We start from the raw sequence: 16,271 nt of genomic DNA, 5'->3' as shown, positions 1-16,271 counted from the left end.
CCCACAATCTGCCGGGCTGGCCGAAATACGCGTAGTTGGCAACTCATGCCAAAATATTAGCCACCAATCGTTGGCAGCACCAAATCACCTGAATTAAGCGCTTGAGCGGTCAGTTGGGAGGTGTCGATATTTTTCGGCAGACCCAATTGATCCCAAACCTGCAACAAGGCGTCGCGTAGTTCAAAGATCATCTCATCATTGTGCAATGGGGTCGGCGTGATCCGCAGCCGCTCTGTGTCTTTCGGCACAGTGGGGTAATTGATCGGCTGAATGTAAATATTATGCTTTTCCAACAGCATGTCGCTGGCCGCTTTACAGCCCCGCGCTTCGCCAACAATGATCGGCACGATGTGCGTTTCAGTTGGCATAACTGGTAGGCCGGCTGCGCCCAAAATCTCTTTGGTGCGCTGCGCTTGCCGTTGTTGGCCTTCACGCTCAGCACTTGATTGCTTCAAATGATCAATAGAGGCGCGCGCTGCGGCACAAAGAGCAGGGGGCAAAGCCGTGGTAAAGATAAATTCGGACGCATAAGAGCGCACAGCATCAACGATTGGCTGGCTGGCCGTGATATAGCCGCCCATCACGCCAAACGCCTTGGCCATGGTGCCTTCAATAATGTCGATGCGATCCATCAAGCCTTCGCGTTCGCAAATGCCTGCGCCGCGTGGCCCATACATGCCAACCGCATGCACTTCATCAATATAGGTGAGGGCATTAAATTCTTCGGCCAGATCAGCGATCTCTTTGATCGGCGCCACATCGCCATCCATGGAATAAACTGATTCGAAAACGATCAATTTCGGACGGTCTTTGCCAGCAGCTTCAAGCAATTCGCGCAAATGCGCCATGTCATTATGGCGGAAAATTTTCTTTTCAACCCCAGACTGGCGCACGCCCGCGATCATGGAAGCATGGTTCAACTGGTCTGACAGTACCAGGCAATTCGGGATCAACCGGGCTATGGTTGAAATCGCGGCTTCGTTGGACACAAAGCCAGAAGTGAACACCAAAGAGGCCTCTTTTTTGTGCAGGTCAGCGAGCGAACGCTCAAGCTCAACCAAAGGCCGGTTGGTGCCAGAAATATTGCGGGTGCCGCCAGCGCCAGCGCCCAGCTTGCCAGCAGTTTCCTGCATGGCGGTAATCACTTTGTCATTTTGGCCCATGCCCAAATAATCATTTGAGCACCAAATGGTGATTTCGCGGGCATTGTCTGCCGCGTCACGGAACACGGCACGCGGAAACTTTCCGGCAACCCGCTCCAGATCAGCAAATACACGATAGCGCTTTTCGCGACGTAGTGTGTCGATGGCGTCTTCAAAAAGTCCGCGATAATCCATCAACTCGTCCCCTATATTTCATGCCCGTGTCGGCCATTAACCACAAGGCCAACTTAGTCGCAAATTATCATGCATGCGATCCGGCAACATGACGCAGGTCAATTGATGAGACTTTTTTCGCGACCAATATATGCAATAACGCGAACCCGTTAATGATTGCAATTGAATTTGGTTAAATACCTAGAATTTCCGGGCGCTTTTCCATCACAACCATGTGAAAACAGCTATGCGTCGGCTTCTTCGTCGGGCACATATTCGAGAAGATCACCGGGTTGGCAGTCCAAAACATCACAAATTTTTGCCAATGTTTCGAAGCGCATACCCTTGGCTTTGCCGGTTTTGATCATTGATAGATTCTGCTCGGTCAGCGACACGCGCTCTGACAGCGTTTTCAGCCGCATTTTGCGCTTGGCCAGCATCACATCAAGATTAACAACAATGGGCATAAATCAGCCTAAACAAATGTTTGGTTCTCCTCATAAGCATTTCTGCCGGCGGCAAAAATGTGCGCCACAACCAGAATCGCCAAGGCGATAAACAAAGCGGTGAAAAACTCTGTGGTCAACCCAAACATAAAGGAGATCTGTTTCGGCACCTGCTGCAAGCGCACATAGGTGACCAAAAATGCGCCGCCAAAAATCTCATAAACCAGCAGGGCCAAATTGGCCCACGCGAAGCGCTGAAAACCGGCGACAGACATCGCGGATAACCAACGGCCCGCCGCCGCTTCATCAAATGTTTGCCGCAGTCCGGCAAAACCAACCAACAATGGGGTGAGATAGCCAAGCGCAAATAGGCCCAGAATGGCGCGCATAGTGGGCGTGAAGTCGTCCGCTTGTAAATTGATTGTGGCGTTGCCGAGCAGCGAAAGCTCCAATGAATTGGCAAACACGACAAATGCAAAAAACATAACGGGGATCAAGATGGACGCAATCGAGAGGAAGATTGAAAGGGCTTTGGCCAAACTGGAAATTGCGCGCGGTGACATTTTGCTCTCCTCATTATTATAAAACCAAGTATTACTTTAAATTTTGAAAGTCAATAATTCAGATAGTGCAAAAAAATGGCCCACCTTGTATCAAGATGAGCCGGAGGTGAGGAGGGAGGAGATTTATCCGTTCAGGATGAGAAAGCCCGCGTTCAACGCCGTGGCAAAACCGATCCACGCCATATAGGGCGCGGCCAGCCAAAAGCTGATCCGGTCACGTGACCATAACAGCACCATGGTGATCAGCACGGTTACGTCGAGCGCGGCAATATAGATCAGGGCGACGCCAAGATTTTGGGCCCCGAAAAAGCTCGGTGTCCAAATGGTGTTCAAAGCAAACTGCAACGTCCAAAGTGCGATCAATATCGGCTTAACGTCACTTTGCGGCGCCATCACAATACGATAGCCGATCGTTGCAATAAAAATGTAGAGAATGGTCCAGACCGGCCCGAACAACCAAGCGGGCGGCGCGTAAAACGGCTGTTCAAGCGCGAAATAATAGGATTGAATTTCCCACAAAACCGCGCTGCTTGCCGCAACAATTGTCGCCGCGTAAAAAATTGCCCAAATAAGTATTTTTCTTGCCATTTTAAACTCCGTATTCTGTAAAGTAACGGGTGCGATCCTAAATCGGATCAGAAATGCCTGCTGCCAAACATCTCGCCTCAGATTAGACGATAACATTTTCAATTGCGGAACCAAGCTCCCCTATGAACAAAGCTTTGAAAACTTTAAATCTGGCGTGGGCAGAGCGGCTGGAACCTTACTATTACAAGGTCATTGGGGGCATAGAGCGCCGCAAAGCCAAGAAAAAGATAGAAGAGTTAAACCCCTACATTGTCGGCATAACGGGCAGTTGTGGCAAATCCACCGCCACCAAGCTTTTGTCTGAGATGTTGGCAAAAGGCTATGCCGAACCCGTGTATGCGGGACTGGGCAACAATTCCAAGCGTTGGGTTTATCGTTCTTTGCGAAAGCTAAACAGAAACCGCCAGATTGTGGTGCAGGAAATCTCCGGCGGTGAGCCGGGCTACCTCGATTATCTGGTGGCCGATGTGCCGCTCGATATTGCCGTGCTAACCACCATTGGCGGCGACCATATATCCGCCTTTAAGTCCGAAGACGCGATTTTGGCGGAGAAATCCAAGCTGCTCGACGCGTTAAAGCCTGAGGGTGTCGCGTGTCTGAACATTGACGATCCACACCTGGCCCGCCTAGCCGCAGAAAATAAGCGCAATATTGGTCTTATAAGCTATGGCCGTGCGGCTGATGCCGCCGTGCGTGCTGAAATCGTCTCTGCTGATTGGAAATCGCGCCTTTGTTTCACCCTTTATGTTGAAGGCAAATCCTATCCGGTGAAAACAAGATTTGTCGGCACTGTGCTGCTGACCAGCATCCTCGCGGCGCTGGCGGCGATCCATGCAAAAGGGCTGCCGCTTGAGCCCGCAATTGCAGCATTGGCGGATATCGAGCCAATGAAAAACCATATGAGCATTCATAAAACCGCATCCGGCCAACATTTGTTGATGGATGCGTTTAAGGCACCATACTGGGCAACCAAACTGTTTGCCGCCGACCTCAGCGAAATGAAGAACGGCAAATTGGTCGTTGTCCTCGGGCAAATCTCTGACACAGGCAACACCGGGTCGCGCGCTTACCGTCAGATTATGCGAGAAATCGCCCCACATTGCCAAATGATCATCGGTGTCGATGGCGCGTTCAGGGCGGCAGACAAGCTCAAGGGTACGCTGGGCGATTGCGAAATTGTCGCAAGCAACGATATTCATGAAGTCCACAAGCTGATTAGCGCTCAAAATGATGCTTTGATTGTTGTAAAGTCCGGTCGCCGCTCCAAATTATGGCGGCTTTACGAGATGACGCAGGCACCAATCGATTGCAAGATCATGCCGTGCCAATTGGTAACAGGATGTTCCGAATGTCCCAGCCTTCGGCCTAAAAACTAATCATCAAAATTTGTGACCAAGACATTCAAAATCATCATGTAATTCGTTTATTTGATTAATGACATGTCCCTATCGACAGGCTAGCCTGATGCCAAAATCGTGCAAACGAGTATGGCTTGGTAGGTAGGGGATAGAATGTCGTTCGAACAGGTTCTGAATAAAAAAGCATTTATCAATGGCGAATGGGTCGACGCAAAATCGGGCAACACTTTTGCCGTAACCAATCCAGCCACTGGCGACATCGTCGCAAATATTGCGGATTGCAATGCTGACGACGCGCAAAGCGCGGTCGCTGCAGCCAAGGCTGCATTTCGGCCATGGGCCAACAAAACAGCTAAAGAACGCTGCCAGATCATGCGCAATTGGTTCGACATTGTCATGACCCATGATGAAGAGCTGGCGGCATTGCTTTCAACCGAGCAGGGCAAGCCTTTCGCTGAAGCGCTGGGGGAAATCCGCTACGGCGCGGCCTACATTGAATGGTTCGCCGAAGAAGCCCGCCGCACCTATGGCGACATTGTGCCAAGCCATAAAGCTGATGCACGCATCTTAGTGATGAAACAACCCGTTGGGGTGGTTGCTGCGATCACACCGTGGAACTTTCCCAACGCGATGATTGCGCGCAAGGCAGCGCCTGCGCTGGCCGCTGGCTGCCCCATTGTGATCAAACCGGCGGAAGACACGCCATTGTCGGCGCTGGCATTGGCGCAAATGGCCAAAGAAGCGGGCGTGCCAGACGGGGTGATCAATATTGTGCCAACCAGCACCGCACAAGTGGTGGGGGATGTGCTGACCACCCACAATGATGTCGCAAAGGTCTCTTTCACCGGCTCCACAGATGTGGGACGCATTATTATGCGCAATGGCGCACAGACGATCAAAAAACTATCGCTTGAGCTGGGTGGCAATGCTCCCTTTATCGTGTTCGATGATGCCGATATTGATCGGGCCGTAGAAGGGGCCGTGGCTTCAAAATACCGCAATTCGGGACAGACCTGTGTGTGTGCCAACCGCCTTTATGTTCAAGCGGGCATCTATGATGAGTTTGTCACGAAATTTAGTGAAAAGGTGGCCGAGCTAAAAGTCGGCGGGGCATTTGATCATGATGTGGTGCTAGGGCCGCTGATCAACAAGAAGGCGGTGGCCAAAGTTGAAGAATTGGTTGGTGATGCACTGGAAAAAGGTGCGTCGGCCACAATTGGCGGACGGGGGAGCGACAAGGGCGAGCTTTTCTATGAGCCAACCATTTTGCGCGATGTAAGCCGCGATGCGCGCGTGCTGCGCGAGGAGATTTTTGGCCCCGTGGCGCCAGTGATCAAGTTTGATGATGAGGCTGACGCCATTGCTTTGGCCAATGATTCAGAATTTGGCTTGGCCGGATATTTCTTCTCAAATGATTTGGGCCGGGTTTGGCGCGTGGCCGAAGCCATCGAATGCGGCATTGTTGGCGTTAATGAGGGGGTTACCTCTGCAGTTGAAGCCCCGTTCGGCGGCATCAAACAGTCCGGCCTTGGCCGCGAAGGTTCACGCTATGGCTTGGATGATTATCTTGAGCTAAAATACGTGCTGATGGGCGGTTTAGCGCAATAGGATTGGACGACATGAAGATTTTGCTGACAGGATTTGAGCCATTCGGCAATGAACAGCAAAATCCGTCCGAACAATTGGCAAAACTGCTAAATGGCGCGCGTGATGGTGATGCGGAAATCGTCAGCGCGATTTTGCCGGTTGAACGCTATGCAGCCCTAGAAAAGCTCGATGAGTTGATGCAGCAACAGGCTCCCGATATGGTCGTGGCCCTCGGTGTCGCCGTGGGCCGCGCGGCAATAACGCCGGAGAAAGTTGCCATCAATTTTGATGACTTTCGCATTCCCGACAATGCGGGCCATCAACCGGTGGGCGAAACGATATTTCCTGATGGTCCCACAGCCTATTTTTCCACCCTGCCGATAAATCTGATGGTGAAAGAGATGGAGACACAGGTGCCCAGCGCCATCTCGTTTAGCGCCGGGACATTTGTGTGCAATCACCTGATGTATGGCGTGCTGCACCTTTGCGCCTGCAACTACCCCAAAACACGCGCGGGTTTTGTCCATGTGCCGCAGGCGACCGAATGTCTTTCACCAACATCAGGCGAGGTGCCGCATTTGCCCTTGTCACAAATGGCCGAGGCGCTAAGACGCGCCATTTGGCGCGCCGCCTCTCATAAAGCCGACGACATCAAGCTCAATGCGGGCGATACCCATTAGCAGGGTTGGCAAGCCTATTCCGGCAAGGCCTCAAGAATAGCGGCGACCAAGGGTTGCGGTTTATAGCCCCAACGCGAAGGGGTGAGCCCCATGCGCACCACAACCAGCTCAGCTTCCTGGCTGATGGCGATCGATTGACCATCGTGGCCCGACATCCAAATCATATCATCGGGTAGGCCAAAGCTTGCATCCGGATCGAGCTGATCCGGCGTTTGGCCGCGTGGTCCATTAAGCCAGACTTGACCCTGCCCATACTCGTTTTCGCCCCATGGCGTCACAGACTTCGGCGTAGGTGAAACCATAAAGTCATAATAGGTTTCTGGCAGAATATCGTTGCCATACCATTTGCCCCCAGACGCAAGCAGCAAGCCGAACCGTGCCCAATCCTGCGCGGTCGCATAGAGATAGGAGGAGCCCATAAAGGTGCCGCTGGCATCTGTTTCGAACACAGCACTGCGCATACCCAAAGGTTCGAACAGCGCCCGGTCGGGCCAAAAAATGGAGTTTTTGCCCAACTGGTTTTGCCAGATGCGCGAAAGAATAACGCTTGTGCCGGAAGAATATTCAAACTTGGCGTTGCCGATATCGTCCTGTAGCGGTTTTTCCGCGGCGAAAGCTGCGGCATCTTCGGTGAGATAAAGCATGCGCGTCACATCCGACACATCGCCATAATCTTCATTCCAAGCCAACCCGCTTTCCATGCCCATCAGCATTTTCAGGCTGATATTTGCGCGGGTGTCATTATGCCAATTGGAGAGCAAGTCGGTTCGATTGAGCGTGAAATCCTCCGTCAGCAACGCACCGATCAGGGCGGCATTGACCGTTTTGGTCATGGACCAGCCAATCAAAGGGGTTTTCGCGTCAAACCCATCACCATAGCGTTCGCCGATAATACGGCCCTTATGCACAACAACAATTGCGCGCATATTCGGCCCTCTGAGCGCAGAATTATCGAGCAGATCCTGCAAACGATCACTTTGCGTTTGGATAACTTTGTCGCCCAACGGCCATATGGCATTGGGATCAAACTGATCAAACGCGGGACGCTTCAGCGTTGTATCGGCCAGATTGCTTCTCTCCCCTGAAGGCAGGGAAGCACAGCCAAACCCCTCACGATATACGGCGGTGCCAGTGGCAAATATGCCCAACAGCCGCGCTTCCACCTGCTGTTGATCGCGATCCACATCAATTTGCACATAGCGCAATAAGGGATGTCCGGGCGCTTGAACATCTTCGCGCAGCACCAATTTTGGATCACGGTCCGCTATAAACACGTTGGAACAGACGATTTTGGCAGCGTAATTGGTGCCCACGCGCAATAAATCTGGCGGTGAAATCAGCAAGAATCCGACGGCCCCAATCAGAACCAAGACAACTGCCGAGACGGTCCATTTTATCGCTGACTTAACTCGTTGCATTTGGTTCCCCTTCGCATGCCAATTGGCCGTATTGAATGTGTTTTTAGCGTTAAATGCAAGCAAGTAAAAAGCTAGCGCCGTTCATCCCATCGGTCTTGTGCCTGCATCGCCCAATAGCTCATTTGCGTGCCCAGCCGACCCAGCAGACCACCGCCCCACTGGGCTTTGAAAGGGGCGAACAATTGATAACGATCCGACGTACCCGCAACCGCTTCAGCCACTACTTTGCCGATGGTTGCCGTGGTGTTTAAGCCATGCCCGCCGGTTGCTGTGGCCGTCCACAGGCCCGGCTCCAGCTCGCGCAACACGGGCATTTTGTGCACGCAATATCCCATCAAGCCGGACCATGCATATTCAATTTCAAGTTCACTCAATTGTGGATAAATCTTCGCGATGTCGTTCTTAAGAAGAGTTGCGAGTTTTTTGGGTTCAGACCGTTGTGTCGTGATGCGCCCACCCCACAGCAGGCGCTGGCCTTCATCAACCAGCCGATAATAGTCGCCAGCGCGGCGATTATCAGAAATGCAGCCGCGATAGGTGATCGCGTTTTCCAGTAAATCGGGTCGTTTTGCTGAGGTGACGACATAAGTCGCCACGGGCAAAACCGCGCCTTCGATACGGGGGTAAAGATGGTGCATATAGGCAGAGCCACACAAAATCACTTGGCCGCAATTAATGCGTGATCCGTTTGAAGTGGTGAGCTCAAAGCCATTGCGCAGCTTTTGTAAATCTGTCGCTGGGCTTTGAACAAATATTTGCGCCCCTTGCGCACGGGCATCATCAGCCAAGCCAAGCGCATAGTTTAGTGGCTGTATATGGATGGCGTTGCCATCTTCCAGCCCTTGAAAATAGCTGTCGGACTTAAGTGACGCCCGGACCTCTTCGGTGCTGCGCGCTTCATAATTGGCGCCATATTCTGTGTTCATCTGCGCCGCGTGGCGCAACATGTCGTCGCCCACATCATGGCGCACCACCGAAAGCCAGTTGCGGCCCATGGGCAGCTGAGGAATAGCGAAACCCGCCATGCGGTCTTTGACATATTGTGTGCCTTCTTGCGAAAGAGCGAAGAGCGCTTTGGCGTGATCGCGGCCCAGCTTTTTCTCAAGCGCCCCCATGCCTTCGGCATACCCGTCAGACACAAAGCCGCCATTGCGCCCAGATGCGCCCCACCCAATATCGTGCGCCTCCAAGAGGCAAACCGATTTGCCAGCGGCCGCCAGTTCCCGCGCCGCCGTGAGACCCGCCAGCCCGGCGCCAACCACACAAACATCGGCCTGAATATGCTCGGTTAGCGCTGCAAACGGAGCGATACTGATGCGGTTGTCCGCATAATAACTGTCAATATAGGGCATAGGAACCTCGCCAGAACGCAAAGATTAGGTTGGACCGTGATGCTAGCTGGTTTCCACCTGTTCGGGAAGACGCCAATCAATCGGATCGCGGCCCTGCGCCGACAAGAACGCATTTGCTTTTGAAAAATGACCGCAGCCCAAAAACCCGCGATGGGCCGACAGGGGTGATGGGTGAGGGGCCTTGAGCACCAAATGCCTGTCTTGATTGATAAAACTGGCCTTTTTCTGCGCATAGCTGCCCCAAAGCATAAAGACGGTGGGGTTCCCCTGTGCGTTGATTTTTTCAATCACCGCGTCGGTAAATCGCTCCCACCCTTTGCCCTGATGCGCACCGGCTTGCCCTTGCTCCACAGTCAGCACGCTGTTGAGCAGCAGGACGCCTTGCTTTGCCCAATTTTCCAAAAAACCATGTTGCGGACGCGGAAGGCCCAAGTCACGTTCAATTTCTTTATAAATATTCAGCAGAGAAGGCGGAATGCGGACGCCGGGACGCACGCTGAAGCTTAGCCCATGCGCTTGCCCCGGTCCATGATAAGGGTCCTGACCCAAAATCACGACTTTGACATCTTCTAACGGCGTTAAATCCAATGCCCGGAAAAAGTTCGACCCGGCTGGAAAAATGGTCGCGCCATTGGCTTTTCGCTCCAGCAAAAAAGACTTTAGCTGTTGCATATAGGTGCTGGAAAACTCATCCGCCAGCGCCTGTTTCCAGCTGTCTTCTAATTGAATTTCTGACATGGCCGCCCCGATAAAACACAACTGGACTGTAGCGTACGGATTTTTCGGACATCAGCAAGACGGTTGCCAAAAATTGGAACAGCCGAATCGTTCAATTCAATGCAAGCCTCGGGCAACGCGGATCGCCATGAGATAAAAAGCGACTGTGATTTGAGAGAAATGGTGCTGCCGGAGAGAATTGAACTCTCGGCCTCTCCCTTACCAAGGGAGTGCTCTACCCCTGAGCTACGGCAGCATATATGATCTTTGTGGCGATCAAAATTGATGCGATTGTTTTCGCATCAAGCGCCGTGGTTACTGCCACAATGATTTGTTCAACGCAAGGGGAAAACTGGACGGACACATAAAAAACGTGCAAGAAACAGGTCAAATAGGTAAGAGCCCGTTTTTCACCCAAAAAATGCACGATTGAAGTGATGATGTCTGAGAAACAAAAAACCAAAGACGAGCTGAAAAAAGAACGTTTGGCCGCCCAGTTGCGGGCCAATTTGCGGCGTCGCAAAACCCAATCGAAAGCGCGGGTTGAGGCGCCAACAGGCTTGGCAGAGCGCCCTAAGGGCAAACCAAGCGTGTTTGAAAAAATGAAGGAAAATAAGCAATAAGTGCGATTGTGTGCGCTTAAATGCTACCTTTTGGCCGCATTTTTGTTCATAAGGTGCGTCAAAACAAATCTGAGATCCCCTGTCGGGTCAGTCTAAAAGGAATTAATATGGATCGCATTCGATTGGTTGGTGGCAATGAACTTAATGGTGAGCTGCCAATTTCTGGCGCGAAAAATGCCGCATTGCCGCTCATGATTGCATCTTTGCTCACTAAAGACCCGCTGGTGCTCAACAATGTGCCGCGTCTGGCCGATGTGAAGCAGCTTGAGCGTATTTTGGAAAATCATGGGGTTGATATTGCCGTGCAGGGGCGTCGCCGTGGCGACGATGAAATGCAGGGGCAGCGCATCACATTTACCGCTCATGACATTGTGGATACATGCGCACCTTACGAATTGGTCTCTACTATGCGGGCAAGCTTTTGGGTGATCGGCCCGCTTTTGGCCCGGATGGGTGAAGCGCGCGTTTCGATGCCCGGTGGCTGTGCGATCGGCACACGCCCGGTAGATTTTTATATTGACGGTTTGCAGCAACTCGGCGCCGAAATCGAAATTGACGGCGGCTATGTGAACGCAAAAGCGCCCGGCGGCCGCCTCAAAGGCGGTAAAGTTGTGTTGCCGCGCATCTCTGTTGGGGCGACCCACGTGATCATGATGGCGGCATCCTTGGCTGAGGGCACCTCAGTGATCGAAAATGCCGCGATGGAACCCGAAGTGACAAATCTGGCCGAATGCCTGATTGCCATGGGCGCCAAGATTGAAGGCGTGGGCACACGCACACTGACCATTGAAGGCGTCGACACTTTGCATGGCGCTGAAGTTGATGTGATCCCCGATCGCATCGAAACGGGCACTTATGCTATGGCCGTCGCGATGACGGGCGGCAACGTGTTGCTAAAGGGCGCGAATGCAGAGCATTTGCGCGCAGCGCTGGATGTGTTGAAGGAAACGGGCGCTCAAGTAATTGAAGAAGAAGACGGTATCCGCATTGTCAAAAATGGCAGCGGCATCAAATCCATTGATGTTGATGTGTCGGAATATCCGGGCTTCCCCACGGACTTGCAGGCACAATATATGGCCTTGATGAGCCGTGCCGATGGCACCACCACCATCCGCGAAACCATTTTCGAAAACCGGTTTATGCATGTCAGCGAACTGGCACGCTTAGGCGCACATATCGATGTTGATGGCCAGGCCGCAGAAGTAACCGGTGTTGAGCATCTAAAAGGTGCGCAAGTGATGGCCACCGATTTGCGGGCATCCGTTTCGCTGGTGATCGCCGGATTGGCTGCAGAAGGCGAAACCATTGTTAATCGCATCTATCATCTGGATCGTGGCTTTGAGCGGCTTGAAGACAAGCTAAGCCGTTGTGGCGCAAAAATTGAGCGTGTGTCGGGCTAAGGCGCACGCGGGCAGGCAATAAATCAATGCCCGCCCATTGTGAACCGCGGCCACACACATTAGGTATGAGCCAACAGGTTATGAATGCAAGGACCGAAAAATGGCTGATCTAAAACTGCTCGCCCTAGACCAAGAAGACTTGGAAGTGATCGCTGCTTATACGCAAGATTCAGTGATCAAAGTGGGTGATATGGGCTATGTGCCTGGCGACAAGCGCTTTGCCTTTTTGATGAATCGGTTTGCATGGGAAACCGGCGATAAGTCCAGAAAAGGTGAACGCCGCCGCGCCGCGCTGCACTTTGACCATGTGCTGAGCGCCAAAAGCACAGGCTTCGATATGAATGCCAAAGATGGCGTTTTGGAGCTGTTGACCATCCGCTTTGAACCCACAGAAGCGCCATCAGGCAATGTCACGCTTGAATTTGCTGGAGGTGCCTCTATAGCTTTGCAAGTTGAATGCCTTGAAGCACGATTGGCCGATTTGGGCGCCGCCTGGCGCGCCAAGGCCAAGCCCGCCCACGAAATTGAATAATAGGACCTTATATGCCGCAAAGACTGCGCACCTTCGACGCTGATTTCGAAAACAAATTTGATCTGTTGCTCAATGCCAAACGCGAATCTTCGGTTGAAGTTAGCGACAGTGTGGCCGAAATCCTCCATCAGGTTGAACAGCGCGGCGATGCGGCATTGGTTGAACTCACAGCAAAGTTCGACAAGCTGGATTTGACGCCCGAGGGGCTGGTCTTCACCCAAGACGAAATCGATCAAGCCTATTTGGACACCCCGGATGAATTGATCGAGGCGCTAAAACACGCTTACAAGCGGATTACGGCCTATCACGCGCGGCAAATGCCAAAGGACGAATTGTTTGAAGATGAGCAGGGGGTCACCCTTGGCTCAAAATGGAATGCGGTGGATGCCGTGGGCATTTATGTGCCCGGCGGCTTGGCCAGCTATCCCTCATCGGTGTTGATGAATACGGCGCCGGCACGTGTGGCCGGGGTTGAGCGGGTCGCCATGATGGTGCCCACACCCGGCGGCAAAGTGAACCCGACGGTTTTGGCCGCTGCCAAGATCGCAGGCGTAAGCGAGATTTATCGGGTTGGCGGCGCGCAAGCCATTGGCGCTTTGGCGTTTGGCACCGAAACCATCGCACCGGTCAATAAGATTGTCGGCCCAGGCAATGCCTTTGTCGCCGCTGCAAAACGGCAGGTCTTTGGCAAGGTGGGCATAGATATGATTGCGGGCCCGTCCGAAGTGTTGGTGATCGCTGATGATAGTGCCAATCCGGCATGGATCGCAGCGGACCTGCTTGCACAAGCCGAACACGACACCGCCGCCCAATCTATTTTGGTCACCACAAGCCCGCAATTGGCGGACGATGTGATGAAGGAAGTGGAGCGGCAACTCGAATTGCTGCCGAAAAAGCATTTGGCCGGACCATCATGGGCGGATTATGGCGCTGTCATTGAAGTGAACGATCTCGACGAAGCCTTTGATATTGCCAACCGCATGGCGCCGGAACATTTGGAATTGTCGCTTGATAAGGCCGAGCAATATATCGACAAAGTACGCCACGCCGGCGCAATATTTTTGGGGCACCACACGCCCGAAGCCATAGGCGACTATATTGGCGGCACCAACCATGTGTTGCCCACCGCGCGTTCCGCCCGATACGCCTCTGGCCTCAATGTGCATGATTTCATCAAGCGTATTTCGATTTTGGGCTGCAGCCCCTCTTCGCTATCCGCTCTTGCGCCCGATGCGATTGCGTTGGCCGAGGCTGAAGATTTGCAAGCCCATGGACGTTCGGTCTCAATTCGGCTTAATCTTTAGGCTGGTTGAACGCGGCAAGGGGCATAATGCGCATTTTAGATCCTGATAGCGATAAACTCGTCACCGTGACGCTGGATCCGGAAACCATCATTTCCATTGATCCGGATGAGGTGCATGAGCGGCGCATCGCGGTTTACGACCTGGTGGATGAAAATGCTTTTGCCCCGACAAACGGAGCCAGCGGCCCCTTTGCGCTTCACCTATCGATTCAGGGCAATCATTTGGTTTTGGATGTGCGTAATCCGGAAACCAACGAACCCATCGCCGCCCACTTTTTATCACTCACGCCGATGCGGCATATGATTCGCGATTATTTTCGCATTCGCGACAGCTATTATGATGCGATCAAAAGCGCGCAGCCCATGCAAATTGAGGCGGTAGATATGGGGCGGCGCGGCCTGCACAATGACGCGGCCGAAATGCTACGTGAGCGCCTCAAGGGGAAGCTGGAGATGGATTTGAACACGGCGCGCCGCCTGTTCACCCTGATCTGTGCCGTGCAACCCTATGCCGATCGCTCTATCAGCATCGCGCACAAACAACCCTCGGTGCTGTTTGTGTGTTCAATGAACTCAGTGCGCTCCCCAATGGCCGCAGCGCTGGCGCGTAAATATTTCCCCTCCGAACTCATCGCCCGGTCTGCCGGGGTGCGCTCGGGCCAGGTGGATCGGTTTGTCCATGATGTGATGGAAGAAATTGGCATCGACATGTCGGTGCATACGCCGCACACAATGGACGAGTTGGTGGCCACCAGTTTTGACCTGATCGTAACGCTTTCCGAAGAGGCGCCAGCCGCTGTGGACGCCAAAGATTATGAAGCGGGCGCGCGATTGCACTGGGATGTGGCAGACCCCACTTTGGAAGAGGGCAATCGCGAACAGCGTTTAGATGCTTATCGCGCCTTGCGCGAAGATTTATCCAAGCGCATAAAGGCAGAATTGCCCGCTATCTTGACGGACGCGCAACCAAATGGTTCACAAACACATTGATTTTGTATAGTTTCCCCCAGCCTATGCTGCTATAAGGCGGAAAAATTAGCTCAGGAGACAGAATGGCTAAAGAAGAAATGCTCGAATTCCCGGGCGTCGTGCAAGAATTGTTGCCGAACGCTACTTTCCGGGTGAAGCTAGAAAACGACCATGAAATCATCGCCCACACTGCGGGCCGGATGCGCAAAAACCGTATTCGTGTTTTGGCAGGCGATAAGGTGCTGGTGGAAATGACACCTTATGATCTGACCAAAGGGCGGATCACCTACCGCTTTAAATAAGCCTATCGCGCCCTTGGCGCAGTTGCGGAGAATGATCATATGGCGGCCCGTCCAGATCTGATATTGGCGTCTTCATCGCCGCGCCGTTTGGCGCTGCTCAATCAGATTGGGATTGAGCCGGATCATCTGGTGCCTGCTGATATTGATGAAACCCCGCAAAAGGGCGAAACGCCGCGCAAGCTGGCCGGGCGCTTGGCCCACATGAAAGCCATTGCCACGCAGCATAAAGCGCGCCAAACCGGCATTGACGAAAATGCATTGGTGCTAGGCGGCGACACGGTTGTCGCCGTGGGGCGACGCATTTTGCCTAAAGCAGAATTGCTGGAAGACGCCGCCAATTGCCTGAAATTGCTCTCCGGCCGCACCCACAAAGTTTATACCGGGGTGTGCTTGCTCACCCCAGGTGGCCAAGCACGACGGCGCTTGGTGGAAACAAAAATTCGCTTCAAGCGCCTGTCCAACAATGAAGTAGAAGCCTATCTCGCTTCAGGCGAGTGGCAGGGCAAAGCGGGCGGCTATGCCATTCAGGGCATCGCAGGGGCGTTTGTGGTGAAGCTGCAAGGGTCTTATCCTGCGGTAATGGGCCTGCCGCTTTATGAAACCGTGTCGCTTTTGAAAGGCGAGGGCTATCCAATCCAGTTCAACTGGCTCAACTCCGCTTCAGGTATCTAAACTATGGCAAATGATGCAAATAAGAGTGAGGCCAAGGTCACCGGCTTGCGCGCGCCCAAGCCCTGCGTGATGTGTGGCAAGCCCAGTGACAGAAAATTCCATCCCTTTTGCTCAAAGCATTGTGCAGATCTAGACTTGGGCAAATGGCTAAATGGCTCCTATGCGATCCCGGTTGTGGAAGAAGATGGAGCTGAATTTGACGAGGAAAATTAGATGCTTGGCCGCAATCGAAATTTTTCTCTCAAAATTGTGCATTTTTTGCATCTCGGCGCTGGACAGAGCGGAATGAACGCCCTATAACCGCGCCATCATGCTGATTGCGACATGCAATCAAATTGTGCCCGGGTAGCTCAGGGGTAGAGCAGCGGATTGAAAATCCGCGTGTCGGTGGTTCAAATCCGCCCCCGGGCACCATGCCTTTTCCCTAACATCGTAACATTCTGAA

Annotated in this window: 18 protein-coding genes, 2 tRNA genes and 1 pseudogene; 13 read left to right on the top strand and 8 right to left on the bottom strand. The window is 52.9% G+C overall.

What is annotated here, in order from left to right; translation table 11 throughout:
- Positions 1-56: 56 nt before the first annotated feature.
- The 4 genes from hemA to MXMO3_RS14360 form a co-directional block, all read right to left on the bottom strand.
- Positions 57-1,337 carry a 5-aminolevulinate synthase gene (hemA, locus tag MXMO3_RS14375; protein WP_036220873.1) on the bottom strand — a complete coding sequence of 427 codons (1,281 nt, stop codon included), beginning with the start codon at positions 1,335-1,337 and terminating at the stop codon, positions 57-59.
- A gap of 224 nt (positions 1,338-1,561) precedes the next feature.
- Positions 1,562-1,783 carry a helix-turn-helix domain-containing protein gene (locus MXMO3_RS14370; RefSeq protein ID WP_027833751.1) on the bottom strand — a complete coding sequence of 74 codons (222 nt, stop codon included), beginning with the start codon at positions 1,781-1,783 and terminating at the stop codon, positions 1,562-1,564.
- Between the two features lie 8 nt (positions 1,784-1,791).
- Positions 1,792-2,325, bottom strand: a complete 534-nt coding sequence (locus MXMO3_RS14365) for a hypothetical protein (RefSeq protein WP_117396315.1) — start codon at positions 2,323-2,325, stop codon at positions 1,792-1,794.
- A 123-nt stretch (positions 2,326-2,448) separates the two neighbouring features.
- Entirely contained in the window at positions 2,449-2,913 is a 465-nt protein-coding gene (locus tag MXMO3_RS14360; protein WP_162889289.1) for a TspO/MBR family protein, read from the bottom strand.
- A gap of 134 nt (positions 2,914-3,047) precedes the next feature.
- On the opposite strand from MXMO3_RS14360, the gene MXMO3_RS14355 reads away from it, so the two are divergent.
- The 3 genes from MXMO3_RS14355 (at position 3,048) to pcp (ending at position 6,538) form a co-directional block, all read left to right on the top strand.
- On the top strand, positions 3,048-4,289 hold the full coding sequence (locus tag MXMO3_RS14355) for a Mur ligase family protein (protein WP_162889288.1): 1,242 nt from the start codon (positions 3,048-3,050) through the stop codon (positions 4,287-4,289).
- A gap of 135 nt (positions 4,290-4,424) precedes the next feature.
- On the top strand, positions 4,425-5,879 hold the full coding sequence (locus tag MXMO3_RS14350; protein ID WP_117396312.1) for an NAD-dependent succinate-semialdehyde dehydrogenase: 1,455 nt from the start codon (positions 4,425-4,427) through the stop codon (positions 5,877-5,879).
- Between the two features lie 11 nt (positions 5,880-5,890).
- Entirely contained in the window at positions 5,891-6,538 is a 648-nt protein-coding gene (gene pcp, locus MXMO3_RS14345) for a pyroglutamyl-peptidase I (protein WP_117396311.1), read from the top strand.
- Between the two features lie 14 nt (positions 6,539-6,552).
- Here the strand turns inward: pcp and MXMO3_RS14340 are convergent, their stop codons facing one another.
- The 4 genes from MXMO3_RS14340 to MXMO3_RS14325 all read right to left on the bottom strand — a co-directional run bounded on the left by MXMO3_RS14340 (position 6,553) and on the right by MXMO3_RS14325 (position 10,281).
- On the bottom strand, positions 6,553-7,956 hold the full coding sequence (locus MXMO3_RS14340) for a serine hydrolase domain-containing protein (RefSeq protein ID WP_117396310.1): 1,404 nt from the start codon (positions 7,954-7,956) through the stop codon (positions 6,553-6,555).
- Positions 7,957-8,027: 71 nt separating this feature from the next.
- A complete protein-coding gene (locus MXMO3_RS14335) occupies positions 8,028-9,308 on the bottom strand; it encodes an NAD(P)/FAD-dependent oxidoreductase (RefSeq protein WP_117396309.1) in 1,281 nt (426 codons plus the stop codon).
- A gap of 42 nt (positions 9,309-9,350) precedes the next feature.
- On the bottom strand, positions 9,351-10,046 hold the full coding sequence (ung, locus tag MXMO3_RS14330; RefSeq protein WP_117396308.1) for a uracil-DNA glycosylase: 696 nt from the start codon (positions 10,044-10,046) through the stop codon (positions 9,351-9,353).
- A gap of 160 nt (positions 10,047-10,206) precedes the next feature.
- Positions 10,207-10,281: transfer RNA gene (locus MXMO3_RS14325), tRNA-Thr, on the bottom strand.
- Between the two features lie 184 nt (positions 10,282-10,465).
- Between MXMO3_RS14325 and MXMO3_RS14320 the strand changes: the two genes are divergently transcribed.
- From MXMO3_RS14320 to MXMO3_RS14280, 10 genes and pseudogenes are all read left to right on the top strand, one after another.
- Positions 10,466-10,648 (top strand): hypothetical protein, encoded by a 183-nt coding sequence (locus MXMO3_RS14320; protein ID WP_036220865.1) that lies wholly within the window; start codon positions 10,466-10,468, stop codon positions 10,646-10,648.
- Between the two features lie 107 nt (positions 10,649-10,755).
- The gene (gene murA, locus MXMO3_RS14315; protein WP_027833741.1) at positions 10,756-12,048 is read left to right on the top strand and encodes a UDP-N-acetylglucosamine 1-carboxyvinyltransferase; all 1,293 of its coding nucleotides are present in this window, start codon (positions 10,756-10,758) and stop codon (positions 12,046-12,048) included.
- Between the two features lie 100 nt (positions 12,049-12,148).
- Positions 12,149-12,580, top strand: coding sequence for a DUF2948 family protein (locus tag MXMO3_RS14310; protein ID WP_117396307.1), 432 nt, complete (start codon positions 12,149-12,151; stop codon positions 12,578-12,580).
- Positions 12,581-12,591: 11 nt separating this feature from the next.
- The gene (hisD, locus tag MXMO3_RS14305; protein WP_117396306.1) at positions 12,592-13,884 is read left to right on the top strand and encodes a histidinol dehydrogenase; all 1,293 of its coding nucleotides are present in this window, start codon (positions 12,592-12,594) and stop codon (positions 13,882-13,884) included.
- Between the two features lie 26 nt (positions 13,885-13,910).
- Positions 13,911-14,375 (top strand): annotated as a pseudogene (locus MXMO3_RS18955) (UPF0262 family protein); the annotation flags it as partial.
- A gap of 6 nt (positions 14,376-14,381) precedes the next feature.
- On the top strand, positions 14,382-14,873 hold the full coding sequence (locus MXMO3_RS18950) for an arsenate reductase ArsC (protein ID WP_281273953.1): 492 nt from the start codon (positions 14,382-14,384) through the stop codon (positions 14,871-14,873).
- Between the two features lie 62 nt (positions 14,874-14,935).
- Positions 14,936-15,154, top strand: a complete 219-nt coding sequence (infA, locus tag MXMO3_RS14295; RefSeq protein WP_027833738.1) for a translation initiation factor IF-1 — start codon at positions 14,936-14,938, stop codon at positions 15,152-15,154.
- A 39-nt stretch (positions 15,155-15,193) separates the two neighbouring features.
- Positions 15,194-15,826: a Maf-like protein gene (locus tag MXMO3_RS14290; protein WP_027833737.1), complete on the top strand. Its 633-nt coding sequence runs from the start codon at positions 15,194-15,196 to the stop codon at positions 15,824-15,826.
- A gap of 3 nt (positions 15,827-15,829) precedes the next feature.
- Positions 15,830-16,039, top strand: a complete 210-nt coding sequence (gene yacG / locus MXMO3_RS14285) for a DNA gyrase inhibitor YacG (RefSeq protein ID WP_027833736.1) — start codon at positions 15,830-15,832, stop codon at positions 16,037-16,039.
- A 126-nt stretch (positions 16,040-16,165) separates the two neighbouring features.
- Positions 16,166-16,240: transfer RNA gene (locus tag MXMO3_RS14280), tRNA-Phe, on the top strand.
- Positions 16,241-16,271: the final 31 nt, after the last annotated feature.

The sequence above is a fragment of the Maritalea myrionectae genome, assembly GCF_003433515.1.
Taxonomy (GTDB): Bacteria; Pseudomonadota; Alphaproteobacteria; order Rhizobiales; family Devosiaceae; genus Maritalea; species Maritalea myrionectae.
Note: the sequence above shows the minus strand (reverse complement) of the source record. Positions and strands in the feature narration are given on the sequence as shown.